The 25,519-nt window shown below is 66.8% G+C and carries 23 protein-coding genes; 9 read left to right on the plus strand and 14 right to left on the minus strand.

All coding sequences use genetic code 11. The features are described 5' to 3' along the window. Positions 1-5: 5 nt before the first annotated feature. Genes ACV959_RS15350 through ACV959_RS15375 form a run of 6 tightly spaced genes read right to left on the minus strand, consistent with a single transcriptional unit; the run spans position 6 to position 4,245 of the window. Positions 6-1,166: a glycosyltransferase gene (locus ACV959_RS15350; protein ID WP_475737433.1), complete on the minus strand. Its 1,161-nt coding sequence runs from the start codon at positions 1,164-1,166 to the stop codon at positions 6-8. After that, complete coding sequence (locus tag ACV959_RS15355; RefSeq protein WP_475737434.1) at positions 1,163-1,954, minus strand: SDR family NAD(P)-dependent oxidoreductase; 792 nt, start codon at positions 1,952-1,954, stop codon at positions 1,163-1,165. Before ACV959_RS15355 ends, ACV959_RS15350 begins: the two co-directional genes overlap by 4 nt. Continuing rightward, positions 1,951-2,352: a MaoC family dehydratase gene (locus ACV959_RS15360; RefSeq protein ID WP_475737435.1), complete on the minus strand. Its 402-nt coding sequence runs from the start codon at positions 2,350-2,352 to the stop codon at positions 1,951-1,953. Before ACV959_RS15360 ends, ACV959_RS15355 begins: the two co-directional genes overlap by 4 nt. Then, the gene (locus tag ACV959_RS15365) at positions 2,349-2,744 is read right to left on the minus strand and encodes a hypothetical protein (RefSeq protein ID WP_475737436.1); all 396 of its coding nucleotides are present in this window, start codon (positions 2,742-2,744) and stop codon (positions 2,349-2,351) included. Before ACV959_RS15365 ends, ACV959_RS15360 begins: the two co-directional genes overlap by 4 nt. Further along, a complete protein-coding gene (locus tag ACV959_RS15370) occupies positions 2,734-3,969 on the minus strand; it encodes a beta-ketoacyl-[acyl-carrier-protein] synthase family protein (protein WP_475737437.1) in 1,236 nt (411 codons plus the stop codon). Before ACV959_RS15370 ends, ACV959_RS15365 begins: the two co-directional genes overlap by 11 nt. Next, the gene (locus ACV959_RS15375; RefSeq protein WP_475737438.1) at positions 3,970-4,245 is read right to left on the minus strand and encodes an acyl carrier protein; all 276 of its coding nucleotides are present in this window, start codon (positions 4,243-4,245) and stop codon (positions 3,970-3,972) included. A gap of 233 nt (positions 4,246-4,478) precedes the next feature. On the opposite strand from ACV959_RS15375, the gene ACV959_RS15380 reads away from it, so the two are divergent. Further along, complete coding sequence (locus ACV959_RS15380) at positions 4,479-6,344, plus strand: methylmalonyl-CoA mutase family protein (RefSeq protein ID WP_475737439.1); 1,866 nt, start codon at positions 4,479-4,481, stop codon at positions 6,342-6,344. Next, the gene (locus ACV959_RS15385) at positions 6,341-6,757 is read left to right on the plus strand and encodes a hypothetical protein (RefSeq protein ID WP_475737440.1); all 417 of its coding nucleotides are present in this window, start codon (positions 6,341-6,343) and stop codon (positions 6,755-6,757) included. Before ACV959_RS15380 ends, ACV959_RS15385 begins: the two co-directional genes overlap by 4 nt. 33 nt (positions 6,758-6,790) lie before the next feature. Here the strand turns inward: ACV959_RS15385 and ACV959_RS15390 are convergent, their stop codons facing one another. The 4 genes from ACV959_RS15390 to ACV959_RS15405 form a co-directional block, all read right to left on the minus strand. Further along, the gene (locus ACV959_RS15390) at positions 6,791-8,107 is read right to left on the minus strand and encodes a L,D-transpeptidase family protein (RefSeq protein ID WP_475737441.1); all 1,317 of its coding nucleotides are present in this window, start codon (positions 8,105-8,107) and stop codon (positions 6,791-6,793) included. A 161-nt stretch (positions 8,108-8,268) separates the two neighbouring features. Next, positions 8,269-8,847 carry a LemA family protein gene (locus ACV959_RS15395; RefSeq protein ID WP_475737442.1) on the minus strand — a complete coding sequence of 193 codons (579 nt, stop codon included), beginning with the start codon at positions 8,845-8,847 and terminating at the stop codon, positions 8,269-8,271. Between the two features lie 96 nt (positions 8,848-8,943). Continuing rightward, positions 8,944-9,681, minus strand: coding sequence for an arginyltransferase (locus tag ACV959_RS15400; protein ID WP_475737443.1), 738 nt, complete (start codon positions 9,679-9,681; stop codon positions 8,944-8,946). Between the two features lie 66 nt (positions 9,682-9,747). Next, the gene (locus ACV959_RS15405; RefSeq protein ID WP_475737444.1) at positions 9,748-10,212 is read right to left on the minus strand and encodes an RDD family protein; all 465 of its coding nucleotides are present in this window, start codon (positions 10,210-10,212) and stop codon (positions 9,748-9,750) included. A gap of 161 nt (positions 10,213-10,373) precedes the next feature. Here ACV959_RS15405 and ACV959_RS15410 point away from each other — a divergent pair, with 161 nt between their 5' ends. The 4 genes from ACV959_RS15410 (at position 10,374) to ACV959_RS15425 (ending at position 16,505) form a co-directional block, all read left to right on the plus strand. Then, on the plus strand, positions 10,374-12,908 hold the full coding sequence (locus ACV959_RS15410; RefSeq protein ID WP_475737445.1) for a DUF2235 domain-containing protein: 2,535 nt from the start codon (positions 10,374-10,376) through the stop codon (positions 12,906-12,908). 101 nt (positions 12,909-13,009) lie between these two features. Next, positions 13,010-13,252, plus strand: coding sequence for a DUF2312 domain-containing protein (locus tag ACV959_RS15415; protein ID WP_475737446.1), 243 nt, complete (start codon positions 13,010-13,012; stop codon positions 13,250-13,252). Positions 13,253-13,348: 96 nt separating this feature from the next. Further along, positions 13,349-15,031 (plus strand): outer membrane beta-barrel protein, encoded by a 1,683-nt coding sequence (locus ACV959_RS15420; RefSeq protein ID WP_475737447.1) that lies wholly within the window; start codon positions 13,349-13,351, stop codon positions 15,029-15,031. Between the two features lie 37 nt (positions 15,032-15,068). Next, the gene (locus ACV959_RS15425; RefSeq protein WP_475737448.1) at positions 15,069-16,505 is read left to right on the plus strand and encodes a lipopolysaccharide biosynthesis protein; all 1,437 of its coding nucleotides are present in this window, start codon (positions 15,069-15,071) and stop codon (positions 16,503-16,505) included. Positions 16,506-16,508: 3 nt separating this feature from the next. On the opposite strand, the gene ACV959_RS15430 is transcribed toward ACV959_RS15425, so the two are convergent. Next, complete coding sequence (locus ACV959_RS15430; RefSeq protein WP_475737449.1) at positions 16,509-17,375, minus strand: glycosyltransferase family 2 protein; 867 nt, start codon at positions 17,373-17,375, stop codon at positions 16,509-16,511. Further along, positions 17,372-18,643, minus strand: coding sequence for a glycosyltransferase family 4 protein (locus ACV959_RS15435; protein ID WP_475737450.1), 1,272 nt, complete (start codon positions 18,641-18,643; stop codon positions 17,372-17,374). Before ACV959_RS15435 ends, ACV959_RS15430 begins: the two co-directional genes overlap by 4 nt. 178 nt (positions 18,644-18,821) lie before the next feature. Between ACV959_RS15435 and mgtA the strand changes: the two genes are divergently transcribed. Further along, entirely contained in the window at positions 18,822-21,431 is a 2,610-nt protein-coding gene (mgtA, locus tag ACV959_RS15440) for a magnesium-translocating P-type ATPase (RefSeq protein ID WP_475737451.1), read from the plus strand. Beyond that, positions 21,428-22,930 carry a bifunctional aminoglycoside phosphotransferase/ATP-binding protein gene (locus ACV959_RS15445; RefSeq protein WP_475737452.1) on the plus strand — a complete coding sequence of 501 codons (1,503 nt, stop codon included), beginning with the start codon at positions 21,428-21,430 and terminating at the stop codon, positions 22,928-22,930. The genes mgtA and ACV959_RS15445 overlap by 4 nt, the downstream gene beginning before the upstream one ends. Positions 22,931-22,935: 5 nt before the next feature. On the opposite strand, the gene ACV959_RS15450 is transcribed toward ACV959_RS15445, so the two are convergent. Both ACV959_RS15450 and ACV959_RS15455 read right to left on the minus strand, forming a co-directional pair. Then, complete coding sequence (locus ACV959_RS15450; protein ID WP_475739688.1) at positions 22,936-23,919, minus strand: zinc-dependent alcohol dehydrogenase family protein; 984 nt, start codon at positions 23,917-23,919, stop codon at positions 22,936-22,938. Beyond that, a complete protein-coding gene (locus tag ACV959_RS15455; protein WP_475737453.1) occupies positions 23,919-24,356 on the minus strand; it encodes a GNAT family N-acetyltransferase in 438 nt (145 codons plus the stop codon). Before ACV959_RS15455 ends, ACV959_RS15450 begins: the two co-directional genes overlap by 1 nt. Before the next feature lie 91 nt (positions 24,357-24,447). Between ACV959_RS15455 and ACV959_RS15460 the strand changes: the two genes are divergently transcribed. Continuing rightward, positions 24,448-25,332 carry a polysaccharide deacetylase family protein gene (locus tag ACV959_RS15460; RefSeq protein ID WP_475737454.1) on the plus strand — a complete coding sequence of 295 codons (885 nt, stop codon included), beginning with the start codon at positions 24,448-24,450 and terminating at the stop codon, positions 25,330-25,332. Positions 25,333-25,519 lie beyond the last annotated feature (187 nt).

The following is a 25,519-nucleotide window of genomic DNA, read 5'->3' on the forward strand; positions in this document are numbered from 1 at the left end:
AAAGGCTATCCTTCTTCAGGCGCGGGAGGCGCAGGGGGCGCCGTGACGCGCGCGTGAACCTTGTCCTTCGCCCAGACCACCCGGTCGGTCATCCAGGCGTTCACCCAGACCGCGAGCATAACCGCCTCGCGGACAATGAAAACCGCGGGCGCCGCGTAGGATAACTGCCATCCTTTCGCGATGGAAAGCAACGTCTCCAGCGCAAACCAGAGCGCGAAGGTCGCGGAAAAGCCCCAGAAAGGCGTCGCGCCGACGAGCGGCGCGGCGACGGCGCCAGCCACAAACGCCGGAAAGGCTTGGCAAATCGGCTCCGCGAGGAAGGAGATCAACTCATCGTTGCGGCGGATGACGCTCCAGCGCAGCTGCCGCTGGTAGACGTCCCGAAAATCCCGCGCGCCAAGCTCCTGACGCACCGGCCGGTGCGAAAAGACAGGACGCTTCCCGATTCGCCGCATGGCCTTGGCGAGGGCGTTGTCCTCGCCGACCGTGTGCGAAATGGCGTCGAAGCCCCCCGCCCGCTCGAAATCCGAGCGCCGGAACAGCATGATCTTTCCCACTCCGTGCCCCTGCCCCAAGCAGGAGGCGAGAAACAGCATGCGCGCATGCGGGCCGTTGATGATCGCCGCCTCCACATGCGCGGCGAAATTGTCAAGCTTGGCGCAATAGGGGATCGCGCAGACGAGGCCGACGTCGTCCGTGAGCTGGCGCATGTGCTCCGAGAGCGCGTCCGGCTCGAGAAGGACGTTGGCGTCCTTCATGAAGATCACGTCGTTCCTCGCGTGCGTGAAGGGCGCGTAGAGATTGTCGACCTTCGGGCTCGCGGCGAAGCGCGCCGTGGACGCCAGAATGCGCGCGGGAATCTCGGGGCGGCGCGAGAAGAGTTCGCGCATTTTCCCGGCCGCCGGCGAGCGGAGGTCGACCGCAGAGGCCGTGACGTCGAACTGCGGGTAATCCTGCGCCAGGGCGGATTCCTGGGTGCGTTCGAAATTGTCTTCGAGGAGCTTCACCGGCAGGACCACGGAGACCGGCGGCTTGTCGCGCCGCCGCGCGCGCCGCCCGGCGATCCGCGGCTGCAGGACGGTGGCGATGACGGAGACGACGAGCAGCGCTATGGCCACGACCCAATAGAACGCGGCGGCCCAGGTCAGAACGGAGTCGAAATTCACGACGTCTCGCGCTCGCTGGTTTCCGGCACGTCGACATGGAAGCGCCGCATAACGCCGTCGACCAGGCCCGCCGGCAGAAAGGTGAAGAAGCGCATCGCATAATACATATAGCGCGGGAAGGCGATGACTGGCTTTCCGCGCTCGAGACCGCGCTTGATGATCTGCGCCGCCTTCTCGTCCGACATCGCGCCGGGCTGCCAGGACTTGGTGCGCGCCGACATGGGCGTCTCGACGAACCCAGGAACGACGAGGCTCACCCGCACGCCATGGGGCGCGAGCCGTCCGCGCAGACAGTCTGCCCACATGTGGACGCTCGCCTTGGCCGCGCAATAGGCCGGCGAATAGGGCAGGCTGCGCACGCCCGCCATGGAGCCGACGATGACGATCTGCCCCTGCCCGCGGTCGCACATCGCCGGAATGGCCGGCTCCACCGTGTTGAAGACGCCCGAAACATTGATCGCCATCATGGCGCGCACCGCCTCCGGCGTTTCCAGAACCTGGCCTGGCGACAGACCCGTGGCGACGCCAGCGTTGGCGACGAGCACGTCGATTGGTCGCGCCGCATGGGCGGCGTCGAACAGGCGGGCCATCGCCTCGCGGTCGCGCACGTCGGCGATGCGCGTCTCGACTTCGGCCGCCCCCGCCGCGCGGCAGGCCTCGGCCGTCGCCTCGAGCCGCGCCCGGTCGCGGCCGAGAAGATAAAGGCTCGCGCCGTCGCGGGCGTAGGCGAGCGCGAGAGCGCGGCCAATGCCGGAGGACGCGCCGGTGATGAGCAGACGTTTCGTCATGGCTTCGTCGGCCGCAACGTCGCCTCGCCAATGATCCCCGGCGTGCGGGCGGCGCCATGCGCGAAGAGGCGCACGAAGATTTCCGCGTCGGAGGCCCGGAGCACCCGGCCCGAAAGGGTCACCGTCTCGCCGCGCAGGATCGGCTGAATGAATTTCGCCGCGAGACCCACGAGCGTCAGATCGGGCCGCCAGCTTTTCAGCATCGGCTCGAAGGCGGCGAGCAGCTTCATGCCATGCACAGGCGGCGCGGCGAGGCCGATTTTCGCCGCGAGCGCGTCGTCGAGATGCAGCGGATTGTCGTCGCCGGACACTTCCGCGTAACGCGCCAGCGCGGCCGCGTCGAAGGGGCCCACGATCGTCTCGGGCAGCTTGTCGCCTACCTTGATCGGATCGCTCATGGCGCGCCTCCGAGGCCCGCGCGCGGCACGAGGCGCAGCATGGTCTCGCTCGTCGCGATCGCTTCGCCATCCAGCGCGGCGATCGTCGCGTCGATGACGAGACGCGGCGGGTTCGTCTCTCGCCGCATGGCGACGCTCACATCGTAGCTCTCGCCCGAAACGAGCGGCGTCTCGTAGGAAAAACTCTGCGCTTCGTGCACCGGCACCACGTCCAGCGCATCGCATAGCTTGCGCACCGGATCAAACAGCGCCGGATCCGTCAGCCAGACGGCCGGAAAGGAAAGCGGGACGCCCGCGCCGTCGCCGCCCGTTTCGCGAGAATAGGCTTGGGCGCGCGCCGGATCGACGCGCAGACGAAACGGGCCGAGGGTTTGGGGCGCGTCAAGCGGCATGGCGGACGATCAGCACGGCGTTGATGCCGCCGAATGCGAAGGAGTTGGACATGGCGGCGTCGATCCTCTGCTTGCGCGCGACGTTGGGAACGGCGTCGATCGGGCAGCGCGGATCGCGCTCGAGGAAGTTGATCGTCGGCGGCGCGATTTGCTCGCGCAGCGCTTCGATCGTGATGACGAGTTCGAGCCCGCCGCTCGCGCCAAGCGCGTGGCCGTGGATGGGCTTGGTCGAGGACACCGGCACCTCGCGGCCGTAGTCGCCGAAAACGCGCAGTATAGCCTCGGACTCTGTGATGTCGTTGGCGTGCGTCGCCGTGCCGTGGGCGTTGACGTAGCCGATGTCCCTAGGCGAAAGCCCCGCGTCCGCCAGCGCCATCGCGATGCAGCTCGAGGCCCCGTCGAGATCAGGCCGCACGGGGTCCTTGGCGTCGCTGGTCGTGCCGTAGCCCGCGATTTCGCACAAGGGTTCGTGGCCGCGTTCGCGCGCCGACTCGAGCGTCTCCAGAACGAAGACCGCCGCGCCCTCGCCGAGCGACATGCCGTTGCGGCCCATGGAAAAGGGGCGGCACAGCGTGGGCGTCATGACCCGCAGCCCCTCCCAGGCGCGGATGGTGGCGTTGATGACGCAGGCTTCGGCGCCGCCGACGATGGCCTTGTCCACCAGGCCGGAGCGGATCATCTGCATGCCGAGCCCGATCGATTGGCTCGCCGAGGAGCAAGCGCTGCCGATTGCGAAGGTCGGCCCCAGCGCCTTGACGCGCCCGCCAATCGTGGTCGGCATGGCGCTCGGGATGAGCTTGGGCACGCTCAGCGTTTCGGGCCGCGTGCGCTCGACATAATACTTGTAGATGCCGTCCTCGATCGTCGTCATGCCGCCGATCCCGGTTCCGAGAATCACGGCGGTGCGCGGCCCCGCGAGATCCAGGCGGCCGAACCCAGCCTGCGCCACGGCCTCGTCGGCGGCGACGACGGCGAACTGGGTGAAGGGATCGCAGAAGGGAAGAACGTTCGGCTCGATGTGGGCGGCGGGATCGAAATCCGGCACCTGGGCCGCGATCTTGATGCGCCCATCATAGGGGCGCTCGGTCTTCAGTTCGCGGATTTGGGCGACGCCGTCGCGCGCGGCCTCCCACAGCTTGCGCGCCCCGACGCCCGAGGCGCAGACCGCCCCCATGCCGGAGACGACGACGCGGCGCCCTCCGTCTCCCCGTCGCGACTCCGCCATCTACTGGTTCTCGCGCTCTTTCTGGATGTGCTGGGCGATGGCGTCGATCAGGCTCTCGACGGTCTTCGCCTCCTGAAGCGAGCCGTCCATGGGGATGTAGACGTTGAACTTTTCCTCGAGGGCGGTGAGAATCATGACGATGTCGACCGACTTCAGGTCGAGGCTTTCGATCGTCGCGTCGGGCGTGACCTTGGTGCGGTCGACCATGCCCTCCGAGGCGATCACCTCGATGATTTCCTCTTTGAGCTTGGCAATGTCCTGCGGATTGTCTGTCACGAAATCCCTCCGTTAGGGGCGCCGAGGCGATGATGCTGCGGCGCGCGGCGCATTGACGCAGAGCGCGTCCGGCGCGGCGGGCGGCGCGGACGGCGAAGCGGCCGGCCCGAACTTGGTTACGGGTTTTACGCGCGAAAATAAAGCCCGGCGGCGGGAGCCGCTCCCGGCGCCCGCTTCCCCCCGGCGGCGCTTCGTGGCAAAAGGCCCCGCAAAACACGAGGGGTCAGGACCAAATGAGCGCCACCGAGACAGCCATCGCCGGAGTTTTTCCACAGCCGACCGAAGAGCAGTGGCGCAAACTCGTCGACAAGGCGCTGAAAGGCGCGTCTTTCGAAACGCTCGTCTCCAAGACCTATGACGGCGTCGCCATCGCGCCGCTTTACCCCCGCGCGGCCGCGGAAGCCCCCCGCGCCCTGCGCCGCACGCCCGGCCGCTGGTCGATTCTCGGCCGCGTCGACCTCGCCGACCCCGACGCCGCCAACAAGCTCGCTCTTGAGGATCTCGAAGGCGGCGCGGACGGCCTGCACATCGTCTTCGCGGGTTCGCAGGGCGCTTATGGCGCGGGCCTCACGAGCGACAGCGACGAAACGATTGGGCATCTTCTGGAAGGAATCCGGCTCGATTACGGCATCCCCGTTCTGGTCGAGGCCTCTCCGCGCGCGCCCAACGCCGCAGCGGCGATCATGCGCTATGTCGACAGCCATCACATCGAGCCCTCGATCACCCGCATTTCGCTGGGCCTCGACCCGCTCGGACTTCAGGCGCTGCACGGCTTCGCGCCCGCGCCCTGGGCGCAGGCCCAAAAGACCTTCGCCGAGTCCGCCAAAACGGTCGCCAGGGCGGGCTTCGCCAAGGGCGCCGTCGTCGCCGACGCGCGCGTAATCCACGCGGCCGGCGGCTCCGAAACCCAGGAGCTCTCCTTCGCGCTCTCGGCGGCCGTCGCCTATCTGCGCGCGCTGACCGACAATGGCGTAGACATCGAGACGGCGCGCTCGCTCGTCGCGCTGCGTTTCGCCGCCGACGCCGACGAATTCATGGGCGTCGCCAAATTCCGCGCGGCCCGCCGCCTATGGGCGCGCGTTGAGGAGGCCTGCGGCCTTGCGCCGAAGCCGGCGCTGATCTTCGCCGAGACCGCCTGGCGCATGATGTCGCGCCGCGACCCATGGAACAACATTTTGCGTGGGACGCTTGCGGCCTTCTCGGCGGCAATCGGCGGCGCGGATGCGATCGCCGTCCTGCCCTTCACCCAGGCGCTCGGCGCGGCGGACGGTTTCGCCCGGCGCCTCGCCCGCGACACCCAGCTCGTGCTGCAGGACGAGTCGCATATCGACGTGGTGGACGATCCGGCGAGCGGCGCCGGCGGCTTTGAGGCGCTGACGCAAGAGCTGTGCGAACGCGCCTGGGCGGCCTTCCAGCAGATCGAGGCCGAGGGCGGCCTGCCGGCGGCGCTGGAGAAGGGAACGTTCCAGGCCCGCGTGGCGGAGACCGCGGGCGAGCGGGCGAAAAGGGTCGCGCGCGCCCGGGAGAAGATCATCGGCGCCAATGAATTCCCGGACATTCACGAGAAGATGCTCGATGTCGTCGCGCCCTTCGACGCGGCCCGCCAGACCGCCGAGGCCCCCGCGGGGGCGCTGAAGACTCCGGCCCTCGCGCCCCGGCGCCTCTCTGAGCCCTTCGAACGCCTGCGCGACGAGTCGGACGCCTATGCCCAAAAGACAGGCAAGCGCCCGAGGGTGTTTCTCGCCAATCTCGGATCGGTCGCGGCCTTCACCGCCCGCGCCAATTTCGCCAAGAACTTTTTCGAAGCCGGCGGCGTAGAGGCGGTTTTCGGCCCGGAGACGGAGTCGACCTCGGAGATCGTCGCGGCCTTCCGCGAATCTGGCGCGAAACTCGCTTGCCTGTGTTCGTCCGACCGGATCTACGCCGACGCCGCGGCGCCGGCCGCGATCGCGCTCAAGGGCGCGGGCGCGCGGCTCTATTCCGCCGGACGGCCGGGCGAACTCGAGCAAGCGCTGCGCGGCGCGGGCGTTTCCGAGTTCATCTTTGCCGGCTGCGACATGTTCGACGTTTTGCAGCGGGCTTTGGGGGAAGCCAAATGAGGTTTTGGGCAATCGCGCTAGCGGCGTCGCTCACGACGGGCGGCGCGCTGGCGAAAGATCACAAGGAGCGCTCGCATCATCGCAAGGAAGCGGCGGACGAGCCCGCGGCGACGGCCTCGCAACGCGACCCGAACGGATCCTGGCGCGTGGAGGCGGTCACGAGCGTCGGAAATTGCCCCGCGCTCATCCCATCCAAACTCCAGATCGCGGACAACAAGCTCGCCGCCGCCGAGGGCGCCGCCGTTTCGTCCTGGGGCTATGTGGACGAGGACGGCAACATCGTCGCGCGCTTCACCGCGGAAGGCGACCATGTCGCCCGTTTCCACGGCGCGCTGAAGGGCGGCAAGGGAACAGGCGCATGGTCGTCGTCGACGGATATGTGCGGCGGCACCTGGAAGGCGGCGCAGGAGTAGCCGCCCACCCTATCCTCGGGACTCGCGCGTCGGTCAATTCTCGTCGTCGCGCGGCAGCAGCGGCTCGCTGCGCAGCGGTCGCGGCGCGGCGGCCTGGGCCACGGGCGGCGGCTGCGGCGTCGGGGACTGCGAATAATCCGGCGTCTCGGTCGCGCGCGCGGCGTTCAGCCCGTCACGCTGGTAAATGTCCTCGCGGAACTGGGTGATCCCGTCCGGCGTGCCCCAAGCTGTGACGTAAACCCAATAGACCGGCACGGGCGGCGTGATCTTCACGTCGAGGCGCTCGCCCGAGGCGATGGCGCGGTCGATCGCGTCGCGATCCCAGCCCGGCGTCTCGCGCAGCAGGAAGGCGACATAGTCGCGCACGTTCTGCAAACGTATGCAGCCCGAGGAGACGAAACGATAGTCGTCGCCGAACACGCCCTTGGCGGGCGTGTCGTGCATGTAGACGCCGTAGGGATTGGCGATGTCGATGCGCACCACGCCGAGCGAGTTGAAGTCGCCGCCGATGTCCTGCCGGAACTTGTAATTGAGCGCGTCGAGCGACCGCCAGTTGATCTGCTCGGGCTGCAGCTCCTGACCTTCCTTGTTGTAGACGCGGATGTGGTTGTCGCGCAGATAGTTCGGGTCCGCCTGCATTTTCGGAATCAGATCCTTGCGGATGACCGAGGCGGGCACAGTCCAGAACGGATTGAAATTGACCTGATAGGCCTTGGTCTGCATCACCGGCGACTGGCGGTCGATCTTGCCGACGCCCGCAATGTGGTGCGTGACGACCTGACCGTTTTCCACCGTCTCCACCTGCGCGGCGGGGATGTTGGCGGTCACGTAGCGATTGCCGAGGTCGCGCGAGAAGCTGCGCAGGCGCACGAGATTGGTTTCGAGCTGGCGCAGGCGCGTCTCGGCCGAAACGTTCAGCGCCGTGAGCGTCTGCTGGTTGACGACGCCCGTCTCGATGATGCCGTGGCGCGCCTGAAAGCGGCGCACGGCGGCTTCGACGTACGAGTCGAAGACCGGGCTCGTGCCCGTCTCGTGGCCGATGTCGCCCGAGACGATGAGACGGCGGCGCAGCGCCGACACGGCGGGGCTGTTCGACCCGAGCCGCATTTGCTGGTTCGGCACCGTCGGCCAGCCGCCGTTGGCGACGATTTCACGATAATGCTCAATCGCGGCTTCCGTCGCCGCGACGGTCTGCTCGGAGAGAATCGGCGTCGTCGAGCGCGACACGGTGAGGCGCGCGTCGGCGTCGTAGCGCTGCGCCCATTCGGCCTGCCCGGTCTCGGCGACGGCCGGAAGGCCCGCGCCGAAGGCAAGGCCAAGAGAAAACGGGAGAATCGCTATTTTTCGCACCAGTCGCTCCAGTCGCAGTCGGTTCCGCGGCTGCGGAGGGGAACAAACGACGCGGCCGGCGCCGCCCAAGGCTACGCCGTCCGACAAATTACATGATGAGCAGCTCAAGGGTTAACAAGGCGCGAACAGGCGGCGATTTTATGGCCGCCGCCCGCGCCGCGTCAGGCCCGCGCCGCCGCTCCCTCGAACAGGCGCTCCGCCGCGATGTCGTAGAAAGCGCGGGGGGCCAGCCGCAGGCGCTCGGCGAAGAGGCGGGACGGGAAACGGCGCAGCGCGGCGTTGAATGCGTCGACGGCCGCGGCCTGATCGCGGCGGGCGGCCGCGAGACGGCGCTCCGTCTCGTCGAACGCCTCCTGCAATTCGTGAAACTCCGGCAGGCTCCGCAACTGTTCCGACAGTTGCGCACGCGCCAGAAGCGCGCGCACGCTGTCGCCCAGCCGCGTCTCCGCGAAGAGCCGCGCCTGCGGGCTCGTCGCGCGCTGAACCGCGCCATGCGCCTTGACGAGAGCGTCGAGGGCGTCGCGATCATGCGCCTCGAAGGCGCGCACGACGCCGACGAGAGCGGGCAAGAGCGCGCGGCGCTTGCCGAATTCAGCCTCGATATCGGCCGCGGCGGCCTCGCAGCGCGCGTCGAGCTCAAGGAGACGGCGATAGGCGCGCATCACCGAAACGCCGGCGGCGCCGAGGCAAACCAAAGCGACGAAGAACAGCGGCATGACGAACCCCTCTTCCGCCACCATGGCCCGGCCGGTTTTGAAAGAGCGTTACTTGCCGATGCGCCGTAGGAACGTGGTTAGCGCAATGTAAACGCCGCTCTCCGGCGGCGCCGGCGAGGGTCAGCCCACGCGCATCCATCCCTCGGGCCCCAATCGCTCTTGCGGCAGGAAGCGGGCCTTGTAGGCCATCTTGCGCGAGCCCTCGACCCAATAACCGAGATAAAGATGCGCGAGCCCCGCAGCCTCGGCCCGCCGCATGTGATCGAGAATCATGTAGGCGCCGAGAGAACGCGATTCGAAATCCGGCTCGTAAAAGGAATAGACCATCGACAGGCCGTCCGCGAGACGGTCGGTGAGGCAGCCGGCGACGAGGCGATCCGCGTCGCCGCCCGGCGCATCCGCCGGAAGGCGATATTCGATCAGCCGCGTGTCCACGTGGCTGTCCTCGATCATCATCTGATAGTCGACCATGCTCATGTCGGCCATGCCGCCATCCGCGTGGCGGGCGCCGACATAGCGCCGAAAAAGCGCATATTGCTCGGGCGTCGCGCGCGCGGGACGCGCCTCGCCGACGATGTCCGCATTGCGGCGCAGGACGCGGCGCAGCCCCCGCGAGGCCGAGAAATCCGCGATTTTCACCCGCACCGACACGCAGGCGCGGCATTGCTCGCAGGCGGGACGATAGGCGATCGTCTGCGAGCGGCGGAAACCGGATTGCGTCAGCGTGTCGTTGAGCGCTGGCGCGCGCAGACCGATCAGATGGGTGAACACCTTGCGCTCCGCGCGGCCCGGCAGATAGGGGCATGGCGCCGGCGAGGTGAGGTAGAACTGTGGCGCGTCGCGAGGTTCTTTGGTCACGCTCGTTTCGGTCCCTGGCTCACGACCGAGAATAGGGCGGGAAGCCGCGCCGCGCCAATCACGAAATCAGGCGGAGCGGCGCAAAACGATAACGTCCGCGAGAATATCGTGAAGGCAACGCTTGTCGCTCGTCACGAGGGAAACCAGCAGCAGCGGCGGCAGCAGCCATGTGACGTAGAACAGCACGGCGTGGACCGCCGCCTGAAGGAAAGGCACGGGCTCTCCCTGCATGGTGCGCACTTCGAGATCCATGAACGCCATGCCGGGCGTCGCCATGCGCCAGCCGGAAACCGTCAGGCCGTTGTAGAAAAACGCGATGAGCGGGAAGAGCGGCGGCAGGACGAGCGCCGACATTCCGAAGCTGAGAACGAACAGGCCGACGAACAGCGCGACCGAGAGACCCGTCACCAGAAACAAATCCAGCGCCACGGCCATGACCCGGCGCGTCCGCACGCCCTCAAGGGCCTGCGGCGGGATATAGGACGCCCGCGCATCGGGGTAATCCCTGCGGAATTCTCCGTCGCCGCTCATGTCTTGTTCGCTCCATGCGCGGCCGTCCGCGCCTCCGCAATGTCGGACGCGAGAGCCGCTCTTTCAAGATGGGCGGCGGGCGAAGGCGGGCTTGCGTTCCGCGGCCGCGCATGTTGCTCTATCGGCCATTACTGAAGACGGATTTTTTCGCGGAGGCGCATATGTTCAAGACAATTGTTCTTTTTTCAGACGGCACGGGCAACAGTTCGGCCTCGCCGTTCAAGACCAACGTCTTTCGTCTCTACGACGCGCTCGACATGACGCCGGAGAAGGGACAGATCGCCTATTACGACGACGGCGTGGGTTCGTCGCAGCACCGCTGGCTCGCCGCCGTCACGGGCGCCTTCGGCATCGGCATGAAGCGCAACGTTCTGGACCTCTACAAATTCCTAACGCGCCATTACGCCCACGCCATCGCCAAGCTGAGAGACCCGGAGACAGGGAAAATCCCCGAAGCGCGCAAGGACGAGGTTCCGAGGATCGCCTGTTTCGGGTTCAGCCGCGGCGCCTTCACCATGCGCGTGCTGGTCGGCCTCGTCGACTCGCAGGGGCTCCCTGTCGATGCGGACTCCGAAGAGGAATTGGACCGGCTCGCTCGCTGCGCCTACCGCAAGATGCGCGCGGATCACTTCAAAACCCTCCTGCGCCTCGAAAACCTCTGGCGCTGGCCGCGCGACCATATCGTCACGCCGCTGCTCGACGGCTGGCTGAAACGGCGCCCCTATGATCGCGAGAGAAATATCAAAGTCGAAAAAATCGACTTTCTCGGCCTGTGGGACACGGTCGGCGCCTATGGGATGCCGGTCGAGGAATTGCGGGTGGTCATCGACAAATTCATCTTCCCGCTCACCTTCAGCAGCTATGATCTTCCCGACTATGTGACGGTCGCGCGCCATGCGCTCTCGATCGACGACGAGCGCGACGCTTTCACGCCCATTCCCTTCGACGACGCGCTGGCCCGCAGGCAGGCGAAAGAGCAGCGCGCGGCGCGCGCCGCGGCACTGATGGCGGCCGGGCGAACGCCGGAAGAGGCGGCGGCGAAGGCTTTCGAGGAGGTCTGCGAGCGCAGCCGCCAGGTGTGGTTCGCGGGGGTGCACGCCAATGTCGGCGGCGGCTACCCGGACGACAGCCAGGCGTTCCTGCCATTGCGCTGGATCATGCGCGAGGCGATGAAACAGGGCGTCGCCTTTCGCGACGCCGTCGTTACGGACGTTTCAGCGAAAGCGACCGCTTTCGGACAACTCTACGATTCCCGCAGCGGGCTCAATGCCCTCTACCGCTACAAGCCGCGCGACGTCGCGGGCGTGCTTGAGAGCGCGCGCCGGCTGACGCAGAGGGTCCAGAAAGACACGCCGGCGGCCGATGCGGCCGGCGAGGGGCCGGCCACGCCGCTCATTCACGAGAGCGTCATCCACCGCATGGCGCTGCGCTTCGACGGCTATGCGCCAATCGCCTTGCCCGCCCGGATGAACGTCGTCGACGACGACGGGCGCACGCTTTACGAGGTCGCGCCGGGAAAGAGCGGCGCCTTTCTCGCGCCTGCGCAGGCGCGCCCCGCGACGCCGCTCGAAGTGGGACTGAACGACGCGATCGCGACCTTGCGCGCGCCGGACGGCAAGCTGGCGAAGCTCGTCGAGGCGGCGGTCTTCTGGCGGCGCGTCATGTATCAGGTCACGCTCTGGTCGCTGATCCTGCTGCTGCTGACGCCGCTTCTCGACAAGGACTCCAGCGCCGCGGACAATCCGCTCGCCTATGCTTTTTCGAGCGTCGCCGGCTTTGCGTCGGGCTATCTGCCGGGCTTCCTCTCCCCCTGGCTGGAGTCTTTCGTCCAGCACCCGCTCGTCGCGGGAACGCTGATCGCCATTTTCCTGGTCTCTTTCTGGTGGGGCGGCCATTTGCGGAAGGTCATCGCCGACCGGTCGCGCATGTCCTGGGGCATGGCGGAGCCCAGGGAAAGAAATTGGCTGGAGCGCTTCTGGAACGGGGTCGCCTGGATTCTGACCAGCTCCGAGACCGCCTGCGCGGGATGGCGTTTCGTCTCCAACCGCCTCCTGCCCGCGACGCTTCTCGTTCTCGCCGCCGCCGTCGCCGTCTTCGGCGCCGACCGCCTCGCGTTCCACCTGCGCGCCTTTCAGGGCGACGTCTGCCGATCGTCGGGCGCGCGCGTTCCCGAGGGCGCGACGCGACTGACCTTCGAGACGAACAACCCCTGTTTCGCGACGGGTCTGGCGCTCGAAAAAGGCCGCAGCTATCTCGCGACCTTCACGATCGGGCAAGACTGGCGCGACGCGTCGCTGGCCGCCAATCTCGGCGGCCTCAAGCGCAACGAACTGTCCTTCCCGGAAAAAGCCGCCATGTTTCTGGTCGGCCTCGCGGCGCGGCGCATCATCGACGAGCCCTGGTTCAAGCCTATGCTCCAGATCGGAACGGACGGCTTCGCCGTCATTCCCGCAAACCCTGATCCGCCATTCCCCTCGGGCTCCGACAAGCGGAAAATGACGGTGCGCTTCAAGGCGCCCAAGGCGGGCGAACTGTTCATTTACGTCAACGACGCCTATTCCGGCTTCGTTCCGACCGCGCTGCTCGCAGGCCAGAGCCCGTTCAACGCCGACGGCTCCTGGCTGCACTTCTACGGCAATAACGCAGGAACGGCCGAGATCACGCTCGAAGCCCTTCCTGCGGAATATGGGGATTGAGCCCCCGGACGCCTTGACGAGGTCATGAAGCTGTCGCAACCCTCGACTGAAACAGTCGGCGAACAAGGGTCGCGCCGGCGCAACTCTCGCGGGAAATCGCCATGGACACCAACGCCGTCGACGGCGGACATCTACGCGCCTTCATCGAGCGAATCGAAAAACTCGAGGAGGAGAAGCGGGCGATCGCCGACGACATCAAGGACGTCTACGCCGAAGCCAAGGGGACAGGATTTGATCCCAAGATCATCCGCAAGGTCGTCTCGCTGCGCCGGCAAGACAAACATAAGCGTCAGGAAGAAGAAGAGATTCTAGACCTTTATCTTTCTGCGCTCGGCATGGAATAGCCAAGCTGATAAGGCCCCGTTAACCATATTTCCCTATCGCTAGGCGAGCGCCCCGCGCTCGCGTAGCGGCCGCCGGCGCGTTGGAAGAGGGAAATCGTGCCGTCGGAAAGCCTGGGGAGCCGCGTCGCTCTGGCCGCGCTCTGCGCCGCATTCACGGCGCTCGCGGCGACGCCGGCCGGCGGCCAGTCGGCGCCGCCCCAATCGCGCCTGCCGCTCCGCAAGACGAACGCGCCGGCGCCGCCTCAGCCATTGATCCGTCCGGCGCAGACGCCGAGCGCCCTCGAACTCGAAATTCCGCCCCAGCCCGCCCCGCTGATGCGCGGCGTCGCGCCCGAGAAGGAGCCGCCCGTCTCCGCCGCGGCCAATTACGGCCCGCCGGTTAAAAAGGAAAAGCTGCCAAGGCCCTATCCGCCCCGCCGCCTTCCCTATCCGCCGCCCTTCTCGCCGAGGAATCCCCTGCCGGCGCTGGAGCCTTACAAGACGTCCTATCAGGCCAGGCAGGCGCTCAGGCTGCGCCCCACGACCGCGCCGAACGCCGCGCCGCTTCCCGCCCTGCCGCCGCCGCCGACCGTGGCCGTCGAGCCCACAATCAAGACCAAGCCGAAGCCCAAGGTCGAGCTGAATCCCTACGACCCGATCGGCGTCGCCGCCGGTTCGACGCTGATTTTTCCTTATGTCGAGGCGACCGGCGGCTACGACGACAACCCCAACCGCCTCTCGCCCAATCTCAATCCGCGCCCCTCGGCGGTGTTTCGCGGCGAGGGCGGCGTCAAGGTCAAATCGGATTGGGCGCGCCACAGCCTGGAGGGAGAGCTGCGCGGCGGCTATTCGGAATATTTCGATTTTCCGCTCGCGAGCCGGCCGGACGCTTCGGGCGCGATGACGGCGCGCTACGACCTGACCCGCGACGCCGCCCTCGACTTGCGCGGGCGCCTTTCCCTCGACACGATTCGTCCCGGCGCGCCAGCGATCTTTTCGGGCGTTCAGACGGTGCAGGTTCTAAACCGCCCGATCGTGCTCGGCGTCGGCGTTCAGCCGGGCGTCACGCAGAAATTCAACCGCATCGAACTATCGCTGCGCGGAACCTACGATCGCGTGTGGTATCAGAACGCCCTCTATTCGGACGGCACTTTCCTCGACCTTGCGCGCACGAGTTACAATGGCTTCGGCGGCCTCGGCCGTCTCTCCTACGAAGTGAACCCGGATCTGAAGCCCTTCGTCGAGGGGACGATGGACCGGCGCGTGCACGACCTGCCGACCGACTTCAACGGCTTCTACCGCGACAGCACTGGTTTCATCGTGCGCGGCGGCGCGGCGTTCAACGTCACCGAACTGGTCAAGGGCGAGGTTTCCGGCGGCTACGGCCAGCGCAATTACGACGATCCGCGATTGCCGCCGCTGCGCGGACCCGTCGTCGACGCCGCGCTGATCTACACGCCCTCGGCTCTGACGACCATGACGCTGCGCGGCTCCACGACGCTCAACGAGACGACGCTCGCCAACGCAGCGGGCGTATTGACGCAATCCTTCACCGCGCAACTGTCGCACGACTTCATGCGCAATCTGAACGTCACCGTCACGGGCAGTTACTTTACGAACAATTACCAGGGCGCCGACGTTATCGAACGCGGCGGCAGCCTCGGCGTTAAGCTCGATTACAAAATCACCCGGACAATCTCGCTGCGCGGCAGCTATATGCATGAGCTGCTCGACAGCTCTTTCCCCAACGCCGACTATACGGCGAACGTCTATCTGGTGGGCCTGAGGTTCCAGCTTTGAGGACGCCGCCGCCCCCTCGCAAGGAGACCGCGGCGCCATGTGGATGATGGTTCCCTTCATCCTCAACAGCCTGCTCAATTTCGTCGTCGGCCTGCTCGTCGCCAAGTTTCTGGGGCCTGCGGAATACGGGCGCTTCGTGCTGGCGCTGTCGGTCGCCGTCGTGCTGCAAACGCTCGTCTTCGACTGGCTGCGCCTCGCCGCGACGCGCTTCTACTCCGAACGCGATCGCCGCGAGCGTCCGCAAATACGCGCCACGCTGGACGCCTCCTTCGCCGCGCTGGCGGCGCTCGCCGCCGCCGCCGCCGGCGCGCTGTGGATGTTGCGCCTCGATCTGCCGCTCAGCCGCGACCTCGCGGCGCTCGCGGTCGGCGTCTCGATCTCGAACGGCCTGTTCGACTTCGCCAGCGCGCTGGTGCGCGCCCGTTTCCACGACCGGGCCTATGGCGCGCTGGTGATCGCCAAGAACGTGCTGGCCTTCGCGCTCACGGCCGGCGGCGCCTTCCTGTTTCATTCGGCCAATGTCGCGCTCCTCGGCATGATCGTCTCGGTCATGGGATCTCTCGTCTTCGGCCGCGGCGCGCTCACGGATCCGGGCGCGGGATTTCACGCGGCGGAGCGCAAGCTCGCAGCGCGTTTCCTCGCTTATGGCCTGCCGATCGTTCTCGCCAATGTCCTTTATCAGACCGTGCCGTTGATCAATCGCACGCTCGCCTCGCAAATGTATGGCTTCGCGGAGGTAGGCCAGATTTCGCTCGCCTTCGAAACCGGCGTCCGCATTGTCGGCGCCATCGGTTCGGCGGTCGACGTGATCCTGTTCCAGATCGCCGTGCATGCCGAAAAGACCGACGGCGCAGACGCTGCGCGCGCCCAGATTTCACGCAATCTTGGCGTCGTCTTCGCGGTCGTCGCGCCCTCGGTCGCGGGATGCTGGCTCATTTTGCCGAGTTTCGAAGCGCTGTTCGTGCCGGAAAATTTCCGCGGGCCTTTCGCGCATTATTTCGCGCTGATGACGCCCGCGCTCTTTGCTTTCGCGATGATGAACTACGGCGTCAACACGGCGTTTCAGATTTCGCACAAGCTCTCGCCGCTCATCATCGCCGCGCTCGTCGCGTCTCTCGCCAATTCGCTCGCCGTCATCTTTCTTCCCGTGACGCCCGACGCGACGCGCTTCGCCAACGCCCAGTCGATTTCCACGATGAGCGGGCTCGCGGCGCTCGTCATGATGCTCTTCCTGCTCGAGCCGATGTGGCCGCGCGCGCGCGACATTTTCGGCGCCGCCGCCGCGACCGCCGCCATGGTCGCCGCCGGCGCGCCGATCCGCGGCCTTCCGCCCGGCGTCGTCACGCTCGCGAGCCAGGTCGCCGCCGGCGTCGCCGTTTACGGCGCAATCGCTTACGCCTTCGACGTCGCGGGTCTGCGCAGCCTCATTGGTCCGAAGATCGCCGCGCGGCTGCGGCGGCCTCAGTTTCAGTAAGCGTTACAAATCGAGCACGCGGCGCGGATCGGCGCGGCCGCGCAGCGCGTCGAAAAGCGCGAGAAGATTGCCGCGCAGACGGCCGCGGCGATCGACCCAGGGCTCGGGTCGCAGCGATTTGACCAGATTGGCGGCCAGGTTTCGCGCGACGAGCTGCAGCGCGAAACGCGGCGCCGCCGTGCCCTTGCGCACGAGATAAAGCGGATTGGCGATTTGCGAATAGCCCAGACGCAGGCCGGAAGTGCGTCCCGATTTCACGCCAAGATGAACGCCGGCGAAATAGTTTGTGCGCACGACGCGCCCCGCGCGCGCATATTGCGCGGAGAAATCCGTATCCTCGAGCCAGGCGTAGAGCGGGAGATTCTCGTCGAAGCGCACATGCGGCGCGGCGGCGCGGCGATAGGCCATGTTGCAGCCATAGGTTCCCGTGGCGTCGCGGAGCCAGAACCCGTCCGGCGCGGGCGCATGATAGGCCGCGACGAGCGCATCCGCTTCCGCGAAGCCGAGGCCCGACGAATGAATGCCGTCGGCGATCAGATGTCCCGAAGCCGCGACGACTTCCGGATGCGCCGAGAACAGCCGCTCCACGCCGTCGAGAAAACCGGGCGCGGGTATAAAATCGTCGTCGACAAAAACAACTATATCCACCTCGTCGCCGAGGAGATCCAGCGCGTGATTGCGCTGTGCGCCGGAGCCCTTCACCGGCGCGACGACGAAACGCGCGGCGCCGGGGTCGCGCGGCGCATCTTCCGCCGAGGCCCCAACGACCAGCGAGACGTCGGCCAAGCGCCCGTCTCTTGCAAGACGCGCCAGCGACTCCCCGACAACCTCTGGGCGTCCCGTCGTAGCGACGACAACGGCGATCTTCACCAACATTCTCCGGAATGAACCTGCCGCCTGAGGGCGCGCGGCGCCGTCTCGCGCAGATTCGCCCGCACTTTCTCGTAGACCGTCTCGACTGCGTCGAGGTGGCGGTCGAGCGTCAGCGGATCAGCCCAATACGCCGCGTGGGCGGCCCGCGCCATGCGCCGCGCCGTCTCGTCGTCGGAAAGGCGCATGATCGCGGTCGCGAGCGAGTCGGCGTCCGCGCTGCGAAACCAGAAACCCGTCTCGCCATCCCGCACCGCCTCCCGCCCCGCGCAGAGATCGCTGACGATGACCGGCGTGCCGAGCGCGAGCGACTCGAGGACCGTGAGCGGCTGTCCTTCGTACCAGACGGAAGGGAATACGAGCGCGCGCGCGCCGCGCAGCGCCTCGCGCACTTCCGCAGGACTGCGCCAGCCGAGGAATTTCGCCTCAGGGAACTCCCTTTCGAGCGCCTCGCGTTCCGGCCCGTCGCCGGCGAAGACCGGCGCGACGCCGGCGAGCCGCGCCGCCTCCGCGAAGTAACGCGGGCCCTTTTCGGCGGAGAGGCGGCCGACGAAAAGGAAATCGCCCGCGCCGCCGTCGGGCTTGGGGCCGAGGTCCGCGACGTCGATCGGATTCGCCACATCGTAGAAGGTCGCGTCGCGCGGCAGATAGGGCGCGATGACATCCCGCTGGAGCCTGGAAATCGTGATGACGTGGCGCGCCGTATCGTAAAGGCCGCTCACATGGCGCATCAGCGCGTGGCGGCCGACGCGCATCAACTTGCGCGGATAGCTGCGCGAGTCGCAATTGTGAGCGACACAGCCCGGCGACATGGCGAGGAAACCGCAGTTGCGCGCGGAGCCGTAGTCGTAAAAGCCGCCATTGGGACAGGCGAGATAATATTCGTGCAAAGTGTGCACGACCGGCAGCGCGCCGCCTCGCAGCGCCCTGCCGATCGAGGGCGAGAGCGCCTTGGACCAGCCATGCACATGCACGATCGTCTCCGCCGGGTTGCAGGCGGCGAGGAGGCGCGTCAGGCCGCGTTCCGCTTTCGCATTCCACAGCCATTGCGCGCCGAACCGCGCGAGCGAGGCGGTCGAAGCGACGTCGGGCTGATCAAGCAGCGTAACCGCGACCCCCGCCTCGGCCAGGCCGGGATCTGCGGGTCCGACGGCTGAGAAATAATCGACCCTCAGTCCGCGCCGCGCAAAGCCTTTGGCGCTGTCGATCGCAACCTTTGCAAGTCCGCCGTTGATATGCGCATGATCGCTGACGATGACGATGCGCATTGTCATATGACCATGGGAAAGTGCCGCCCGGCGTCCTGCGACGCGCGCTCCAAGAAACGCAGAAAGGGACGTCCGCCGGACTTCCGTGTCTGCAACGCTGCGTTATCCTACTTAGCGGGAGTTACACGATGGTGAATCGCTTTCTAGACGCGCCGTCCGTCCGTCGGGAGGCCGCCGCGTGACAACGATCGGCGCTGCAGGGGACGCTTCGCTCCGCGAGAGACTGGAAAGCGCGTCGCGTCGCGACATCGACTCTCTTTTGGCCAGCCTCGACGCCACGACGGACGGGCTCTCCGAGGGCGAAGCCGCCCGCCGGCGCGAACGCTACGGTCCGAACGGCATTGCCCGGGAAGCCCGAGCTGGCCTCTTCCGCGAACTCGCGCGCCATGTCTTCAATCCGCTCAACGGCCTTCTCCTCGCACTCGCCGGTGCCTCCTGGGCGCTCGCGGACCCGGGCGCGGCGATCGTGATTTCCGCGATCGTCGTGCTGAGCGTGCTGCTTGCTTTCGCGCAGGAGCGCCGCTCCAGCGCAGCCGCCGACAAGCTCCGCGCAATGGTGCGCACGCACGCCTCCGTACGGCGGCCGGAGCTTGAGGGAAACGGACGGGATCCTTTCGCGGAAATCTACCTGGAGGACCTCGTCCCCGGCGACGTCGTGCGCCTTTCGGCCGGCGACATGATCCCCGCCGATCTCCGGCTGATCGAAACGAAGGATTTGTTCGTCAACCAATCGTCTCTTACCGGCGAAGCGATGCCAGTGGAAAAATTCGCTCGCGCGCCCTCCGGGCCGATTGACGCTCCGCTCGAGGCGGGAAATCTCGTCTTCATGGGCTCGAACGTTGTGAGCGGCTACGGCATGGGCGTCGTCGTCGCGACCGGCGGCCGAACTTTTTTCGGGGCGATCGCCGACAGGATCGTCGCGGCCTCGGAACCCACCGCCTTCGATCAAAGCATGAAGAAATTCACTTGGCTCATGATCGGCTTCATGGCGGCGATGGCGCCGGCCGTAATACTCATTAACGGCTGGTTCAAGGGAGACTGGGCCGGCGCATTCCTCTTCGGCGTTTCCGTCGCCGTGGGTCTGACGCCTGAAATGCTGCCGATGATCGTCACGGTGAACCTCGCGAAAGGCGCGATCGAGATGTCGCGCAGAAAGGCCATCGTCAAGCGGCTTCCATCGATTCAGAACTTCGGCGCGATGGACGTGCTGTGCACCGACAAGACCGGGACGCTGACCCAGGACAGAATTGTCCTGAAGCGCTGTCTGGACATCTTTGGTCGGGAATCCCACCGCGTTCTCGAATTCGCCTATCTCAACAGCCGATTCCAGTCAGGCCTGAGAAACCTTCTCGACGTCGCCGTGCTCGATCACGCCGAACTTGAGCAGCGCCTGAACCCGCGCCACAGCTTCGTCAAGATCGACGAAATCCCATTTGATTTCGAAAGACGCCGCCTATCCGTCGTCGTCGATCGCGACGACGGACAAAGATTGCTGATTTGCAAGGGAGCGGTCGAAGAGATTTTCGCCGTCTCCACCCGCTTCGAAACCGTCGAGGCCTGCGGAGAGCTTGATCCGTCGCATATCGAAGCGGCGAGGCGCCAAACGGACGACCTCAATGCCGAAGGTTTTCGCGTCATCGCCGTCGCCTACAAGAACGCGCCTCCAGGCCAGAGCGTCTTCTCTCCGGCGGACGAAACGGGACTGACTCTGCTCGGATACATCGCCTTTCTGGATCCGCCCAAGGAAAGCGCCGCGCAGGCTATCGCCGACCTCCGGTCATATGGAATCGCGGTCAAGATTCTGACCGGCGACAACGACATCGTCACGCGCAAGATATGCCGGGACGTCGGGCTCGAGATCGACCGCCTCGCGCTCGGCGCCGAGATCGACGGCATGGACGAAAAATCACTTGAGGAATTCGCGTCGTCGACGACCGTCTTCGCGAAGCTTTCGCCGCCGCAGAAGGCGCGCGTGGTTGCGGCGCTGCGGCGCAAGGGCCACGTGGTCGGCTATCTCGGCGACGGCATCAACGACGGACCGGCGCTCAGAGCCGCCGATGTGGGCATTTCAGTCGACACCGCCGTTGATATCGCGCGCGAGTCCGCCGATATCATCTTGCTCGAAAAAAGCCTTGGCGTGCTCAAGGACGGCGTAATCTCGGGACGCAAGGTCTTCGCCAATATACTGAAGTATGTGCGAATGGGCGCGAGCTCCAATTTCGGCAACATGTTCAGCGTCCTCGGCGCGAGCGTCTTTCTGCCCTTTCTGCCAATGACTCCGGTGCAGATTCTGACCAACAATCTGCTTTACGACCTCTCGCAGACAGCCATCCCGGCGGACAACGTCGACGAAGAACTGATCGCCCGCCCGCGCAAGTGGGACATCGGCGGCATCGCCACATTCATGCTCTTCCTTGGGCCGGTCAGTTCGATCTTCGATTATGCGACATTTATTCTAATGGGCGTCGCATTCGACGCCTGGAACAGACCGCCGCTCTTTCAGACCGGCTGGTTCGTCGAGTCGCTTTTCACGCAGACGCTCATCATTCACATCATTCGTACCAACCGCATTCCTTTCATCGAGAGCCGGGCGAGCGGCGCGCTTCTTTTCATGACTTTCATTGTCTGCTTGATCGGCGCGATGCTGCCATATTCGCCGCTCGCGCCGGTTTTCGGCTTCACCCCGCTGCCCGGCTCCTATTGGCCAGCGATCGGAATTTTCCTTCTCTGCTATGCATGTCTCGCGCATATCGCCAAGACGCTCTTCGTCGAACGGTTCGAAAAATGACCTGCGCGCAGGACGAAACCGTGGCTTTCCTCGCCGCGCGCCTTCGCGCGACCGAGACTGTCGTGACGCACATTTCCGTTGTGATTCTGGGGCGCGATCGCGTCTACAAGCTCAAGCGCGCCGTGCGCCTGCCCTATCTCGATTTCTCGACCCCGGCGCTCCGACTCGACATGTGCGAACGCGAAGTAGCGCTCAACCGGCGCTTTTCGCCGCAGCTTTATCTCGGCGTGCGGCGCGTCACGCGCGAAACGGACGGAAGGCTGGCGCTCGACGGTGCCGGCGCCGTCGTCGACGCCGTCGTGGAGATGCGTCGCTTTCCCGACGATGCGCTGCTCGCCCGGATGGCGCGCGACGGCCGGCTCACGAGAGACATGATCGAACGCCTCGCGCGCAAGACCGCGGCCGCCCACGACACGGCGGCGCCGGACAGGGCGCGCGGCGGCGCGGCGGCGATGGCGACAATCATCGACGGCATGGCCGCGAGCCTGCGCCAGGCGGCCCCCGCGCCGATGAACGAGATCGATGCGCATCTCGCGACGCTACGCGAGACACTGGGAAGGAACGCCGCGCGCATCGAGGCGCGCCGCGCGCAAGGCAAGGTGAGGCCGTGTCACGGCGATCTCAACCTGCGCAATGTCTGTCTGTTCGAAGGAGAGCCGACGCCCTTCGACTGCCTCGAATTTTCCGACGACCTATCGACAATCGACGTTCTCTACGATCTCGCTTTCCTGTTGATGGATCTCTGGCGCGTCGGCCACGCCGATTTCGCGAATGTCGCGCTCAACCGCTACCTCGACGCGCGTGACGAAAACGAAGACGACGGACTTCCGTTGCTGCCTTTTTTCATGTCGCTGCGCGCGACGATCCGCGCGCATGTGGAAGCTTCTCAGAGCCACGCAGAAATTTCGCGCGCTTATTTCGATCTTTCACGCGCCCTGCTCTTACCCGCGCGCGCCGGCGTCGTGGCGATCGGCGGCTTCAGCGGCTCCGGCAAGTCGAGCGTCGCGGCGGCGCTCGCGCCGCGCCTCGCCCCCGCGCCGGGCGCACGCGTCTTCAACAGCGACCGCCTCCGCAAGCGCCTCTTCGGCGTCGAGGCGACGGACCGCCTGCCGCCTGAAGCCTATCGCAGCGACGTCTCCGAAAAAGTGTATCTCGCGCTGTTCGACTCCGCCGCCCATGTCGCAGCCGCAGGCTGGCCTGTCATCGCCGACGCAGTGTTCGACCGCCCGCAGGATCGCGCGGCGATCGAGGACGTCGCGAAAGAAGCGGGCGCGCCATTCCTCGGCGTTTGGCTCGACGTCGATCTCGCGCAGCGGATGGCGCGCGTGGAGGCGCGCGTCAACGACGTATCGGACGCGACGCGCACAGTGCTCGAGGCGCAGATGGCGAAGGACGCCGGCGAGATCGCCTGGCGTCGGGTGGATGCAAAGCGCGACCTTCGCGCCATCGCCGACGAGATTGCCGCGATCCTGCCGCCGCCGTTGCGCCGCGCCCCATGACGGGGTCAGGGAACGAGCACCGCCGCGCCCTGCAACCGCCCCTCGCGCAGATCGGCCAGCGCCGCATTCGCCTCGGCGAGCGGATAGGGCGTCGCGTGCATTTTCAGCGGCAGAGTCGGCGCGAGCGCGAGAAATTCGCGGGCGTCGTCGCGCGTGAGATTGGCGACTGATACGAGCCGGCGCTCCTCCCACAGCAGCGCATAGGGAAAGCTCGGGATGTCGCTCATATGGATCCCGCCGCAAACGACGGCCCCGCCCTTTTTCACCGCCGCGAGCGCTTGCGGGACGAGCGCCCCGACGGGCGCGAAGATCAGCGCGGCGTCGAGCCGCTCGGGCGCAGGGGCGGTCGACTCCTGCGCGCTCGCCGCGCCGAGCGCGCGGGCGAAGTCCGCCGCCGCCGTGTCGCCGGGCCGAACGAAAGCGTGCACGCGCGCGCCCTGCAAAATCGCGACCTGCGCGATGATATGCGCGGCGGCGCCGAAACCGTAGATCCCGATGGTCTGCGCTGGCCCCGCCATCTTCAGCGTGCGCCAGCCGATGAGGCCCGCGCAAAGCAGCGGCGCGAGCGTCGCGGCGTCGCCGGTCTCCGGCAGCGGGAAACTGAAAGCGGCGTCGGCGACGGCGTGGGTGGCGTAGCCGCCGTCGCGCGTATAGCCCGTAAAGAGCGGATCGTCGCACAGATTTTCGCGCGCGCTGGCGCAGTAGGGACAATGGCCGCAGGCGTGGCCAAGCCACGGAACGCCAACGCGCTGGCCGATCGCGAGGCCGGAAACGCCGGGCCCCAGCGCCTCGACGCGGCCGACGATCTCATGGCCCGGCACGATGGGGAGCTTCGGCCGCGTCAGTTCGCCATCGACGACATGGAGATCCGTGCGGCAGACGCCGCAGGCCTCGACGCGCAGCCGCACCTCCCCGGCCCCCGGCGCGGGAAGCGGGCGCTCATCCATTTCGAGCGGCGCATGGGGGCGCCGCAGGACCATGGCTCTCATCATGGGCGAAGCCGCTTGCTTAGATAAATCCGCCGCCCGCCGGGCGGAAAATCGGCGATCTCGCCAGCCCGCTCGAAGCCCAGACGCGCGTAGAACGCCGCCACCCGCGGATCGAACGTATCGATATAGGCGCCGATGGCGCCGCGGGCGAGCGCCGCGCGTTCCGCCGATTGCATGAGCCGCAGGGCGAGGCCGCGCCCGCGCTGCGATTCCGCGACCCACAAATGCCTTATATAAAGCCAGCGCCAATGGGTGACGCCATTCAGCCCCCCGATCAGCGCCCCCGCGCCGTCGCGGACGGTGACGGACAGGGGAGCCTCCTCGCGCGGGCCGAACTGGGCGGCGATCTCCGCGCCGAGACGCGCCGCGACCTCGGCCGATTCGGTCGTCTCGACGTCGAGACTCGGCTGTTCAGGAAGAAACTTTCTGCTAAACATCGCGCGCGTGAAACCCGCCCTCTTTCGACTTCTAATTTGCGCGAGCCTCGTCGCGCCCGCAACCGCCCGGAGCGCGCAGGCGTGCGGCCCCGTGTCGATCGCGCCGGAGCCGGGCGCGACGGGCGCGCGGGTGCGCGACTACGCGGCGGTCTTTGAACGCTGCGAGAAGGACGGCGAGGCGCGCCTCGCCACCCGCCGGATGAGCGTCGACGGGGAGAAGCTGCTGCTTGCGGTCCATCCGCAGACGCTCGAAACCTCGCTCGAACGCGCGGCCTGCTGGCGCTGCGCGCCCACGACCGACGACGAGGAAGCCGAAACGCGCTTCATTCAGGCCGTGCGCCCGCCCGCCGATCCGGACCGGCCGCCGGCGCTCGTCAACGCCGGGCTCGTCCACGGCAAGGGCGGCGGCGTCTTCGTGACCGGCGACCTCTGCCCGAGCCACAAGCCGCTCGACCGCCCCTTCATCGAGGAGGTAGCGGCGCAGGGGCCGGGGACGCCGCTGACGCTCGCGGCGTCGGGCGCCTGGATTGCGCATCACGGCGCGGATTTCGCCTGGCTGCAGGAGAAGGCGCGGTCCGGCGCGCTGGACATCACATGGGCGGATCACTCCTATTCGCACCCCTATGTCGTCGGGCTCAAGGACTCACAAAATTACCTGCTGCGCCCCGGCGTCGATCTCGACCGCGAGATTTTCGAGACCGAGAAAATCCTCATCGCCCACGGCGAGACGCCCTCCGTTTTCTTCCGGTTTCCGGGGCTCGTCTCGGACGCGGCGCTGCTGGAGAAACTAAAGGCGCGCCATCTCGTGGCGCTCGGCGCGGATTCATGGCTGGCGCTGGGGCCGCCGCCTCGGGCGGGGTCGATCGTGCTGGTGCATCCCAACGGCAACGAGCCGGGGGGATTGGCGATCTTCTCGCGGTTGCTGAAGAGCGGGCGGATGCCGAAGCCGTTCAGGAAGATTACGGAGGCGCCGTGAGGGCCGCCGCTGGCGCGGTAAAGTCCTCGGTTTCCCTTACATTGACAAGGCTTCCTCGCCCTCTTATCTCTCCGGCGGAAATGCCGCGTCGGCCCTGACGCCCGGATTCCCGGTCGCCGTCGCAAGCGGTTGCTTTTCCAAAACATTGCGACGCTCCGCCCCGCCCGCCGACTCTGCGCGCGCTCCG

The organism is Methylocystis sp. Se48 (genome assembly GCF_056269425.1).

What these genes read in the sequence shown, in the direction of transcription:
- ACV959_RS15415 (WP_475737446.1), top strand. Translation starts at nt 13,010, where the DNA reads ATGGACACCAACGCCGTCGACGGCGGACATCTACGCGCCTTCATCGAG.
- ACV959_RS15455 (WP_475737453.1), bottom strand. Translation starts at nt 24,356, where the DNA reads ATGTTTAGCAGAAAGTTTCTTCCTGAACAGCCGAGTCTCGACGTCGAG.
- ACV959_RS15370 (WP_475737437.1), bottom strand. Translation starts at nt 3,969, where the DNA reads ATGGCGGAGTCGCGACGGGGAGACGGAGGGCGCCGCGTCGTCGTCTCC.
- ACV959_RS15405 (WP_475737444.1), bottom strand. Translation starts at nt 10,212, where the DNA reads ATGAGCGGCGACGGAGAATTCCGCAGGGATTACCCCGATGCGCGGGCG.
- ACV959_RS15425 (WP_475737448.1), top strand. Translation starts at nt 15,069, where the DNA reads ATGTGGATGATGGTTCCCTTCATCCTCAACAGCCTGCTCAATTTCGTC.
- ACV959_RS15380 (WP_475737439.1), top strand. Translation starts at nt 4,479, where the DNA reads ATGAGCGCCACCGAGACAGCCATCGCCGGAGTTTTTCCACAGCCGACC.
- ACV959_RS15450 (WP_475739688.1), bottom strand. Translation starts at nt 23,919, where the DNA reads ATGAGAGCCATGGTCCTGCGGCGCCCCCATGCGCCGCTCGAAATGGAT.
- ACV959_RS15385 (WP_475737440.1), top strand. Translation starts at nt 6,341, where the DNA reads ATGAGGTTTTGGGCAATCGCGCTAGCGGCGTCGCTCACGACGGGCGGC.
- ACV959_RS15395 (WP_475737442.1), bottom strand. Translation starts at nt 8,847, where the DNA reads ATGGTGGCGGAAGAGGGGTTCGTCATGCCGCTGTTCTTCGTCGCTTTG.
- ACV959_RS15410 (WP_475737445.1), top strand. Translation starts at nt 10,374, where the DNA reads ATGTTCAAGACAATTGTTCTTTTTTCAGACGGCACGGGCAACAGTTCG.
- ACV959_RS15360 (WP_475737435.1), bottom strand. Translation starts at nt 2,352, where the DNA reads ATGAGCGATCCGATCAAGGTAGGCGACAAGCTGCCCGAGACGATCGTG.
- ACV959_RS15365 (WP_475737436.1), bottom strand. Translation starts at nt 2,744, where the DNA reads ATGCCGCTTGACGCGCCCCAAACCCTCGGCCCGTTTCGTCTGCGCGTC.
- ACV959_RS15355 (WP_475737434.1), bottom strand. Translation starts at nt 1,954, where the DNA reads ATGACGAAACGTCTGCTCATCACCGGCGCGTCCTCCGGCATTGGCCGC.
- ACV959_RS15435 (WP_475737450.1), bottom strand. Translation starts at nt 18,643, where the DNA reads ATGCGCATCGTCATCGTCAGCGATCATGCGCATATCAACGGCGGACTT.
- ACV959_RS15445 (WP_475737452.1), top strand. Translation starts at nt 21,428, where the DNA reads ATGACCTGCGCGCAGGACGAAACCGTGGCTTTCCTCGCCGCGCGCCTT.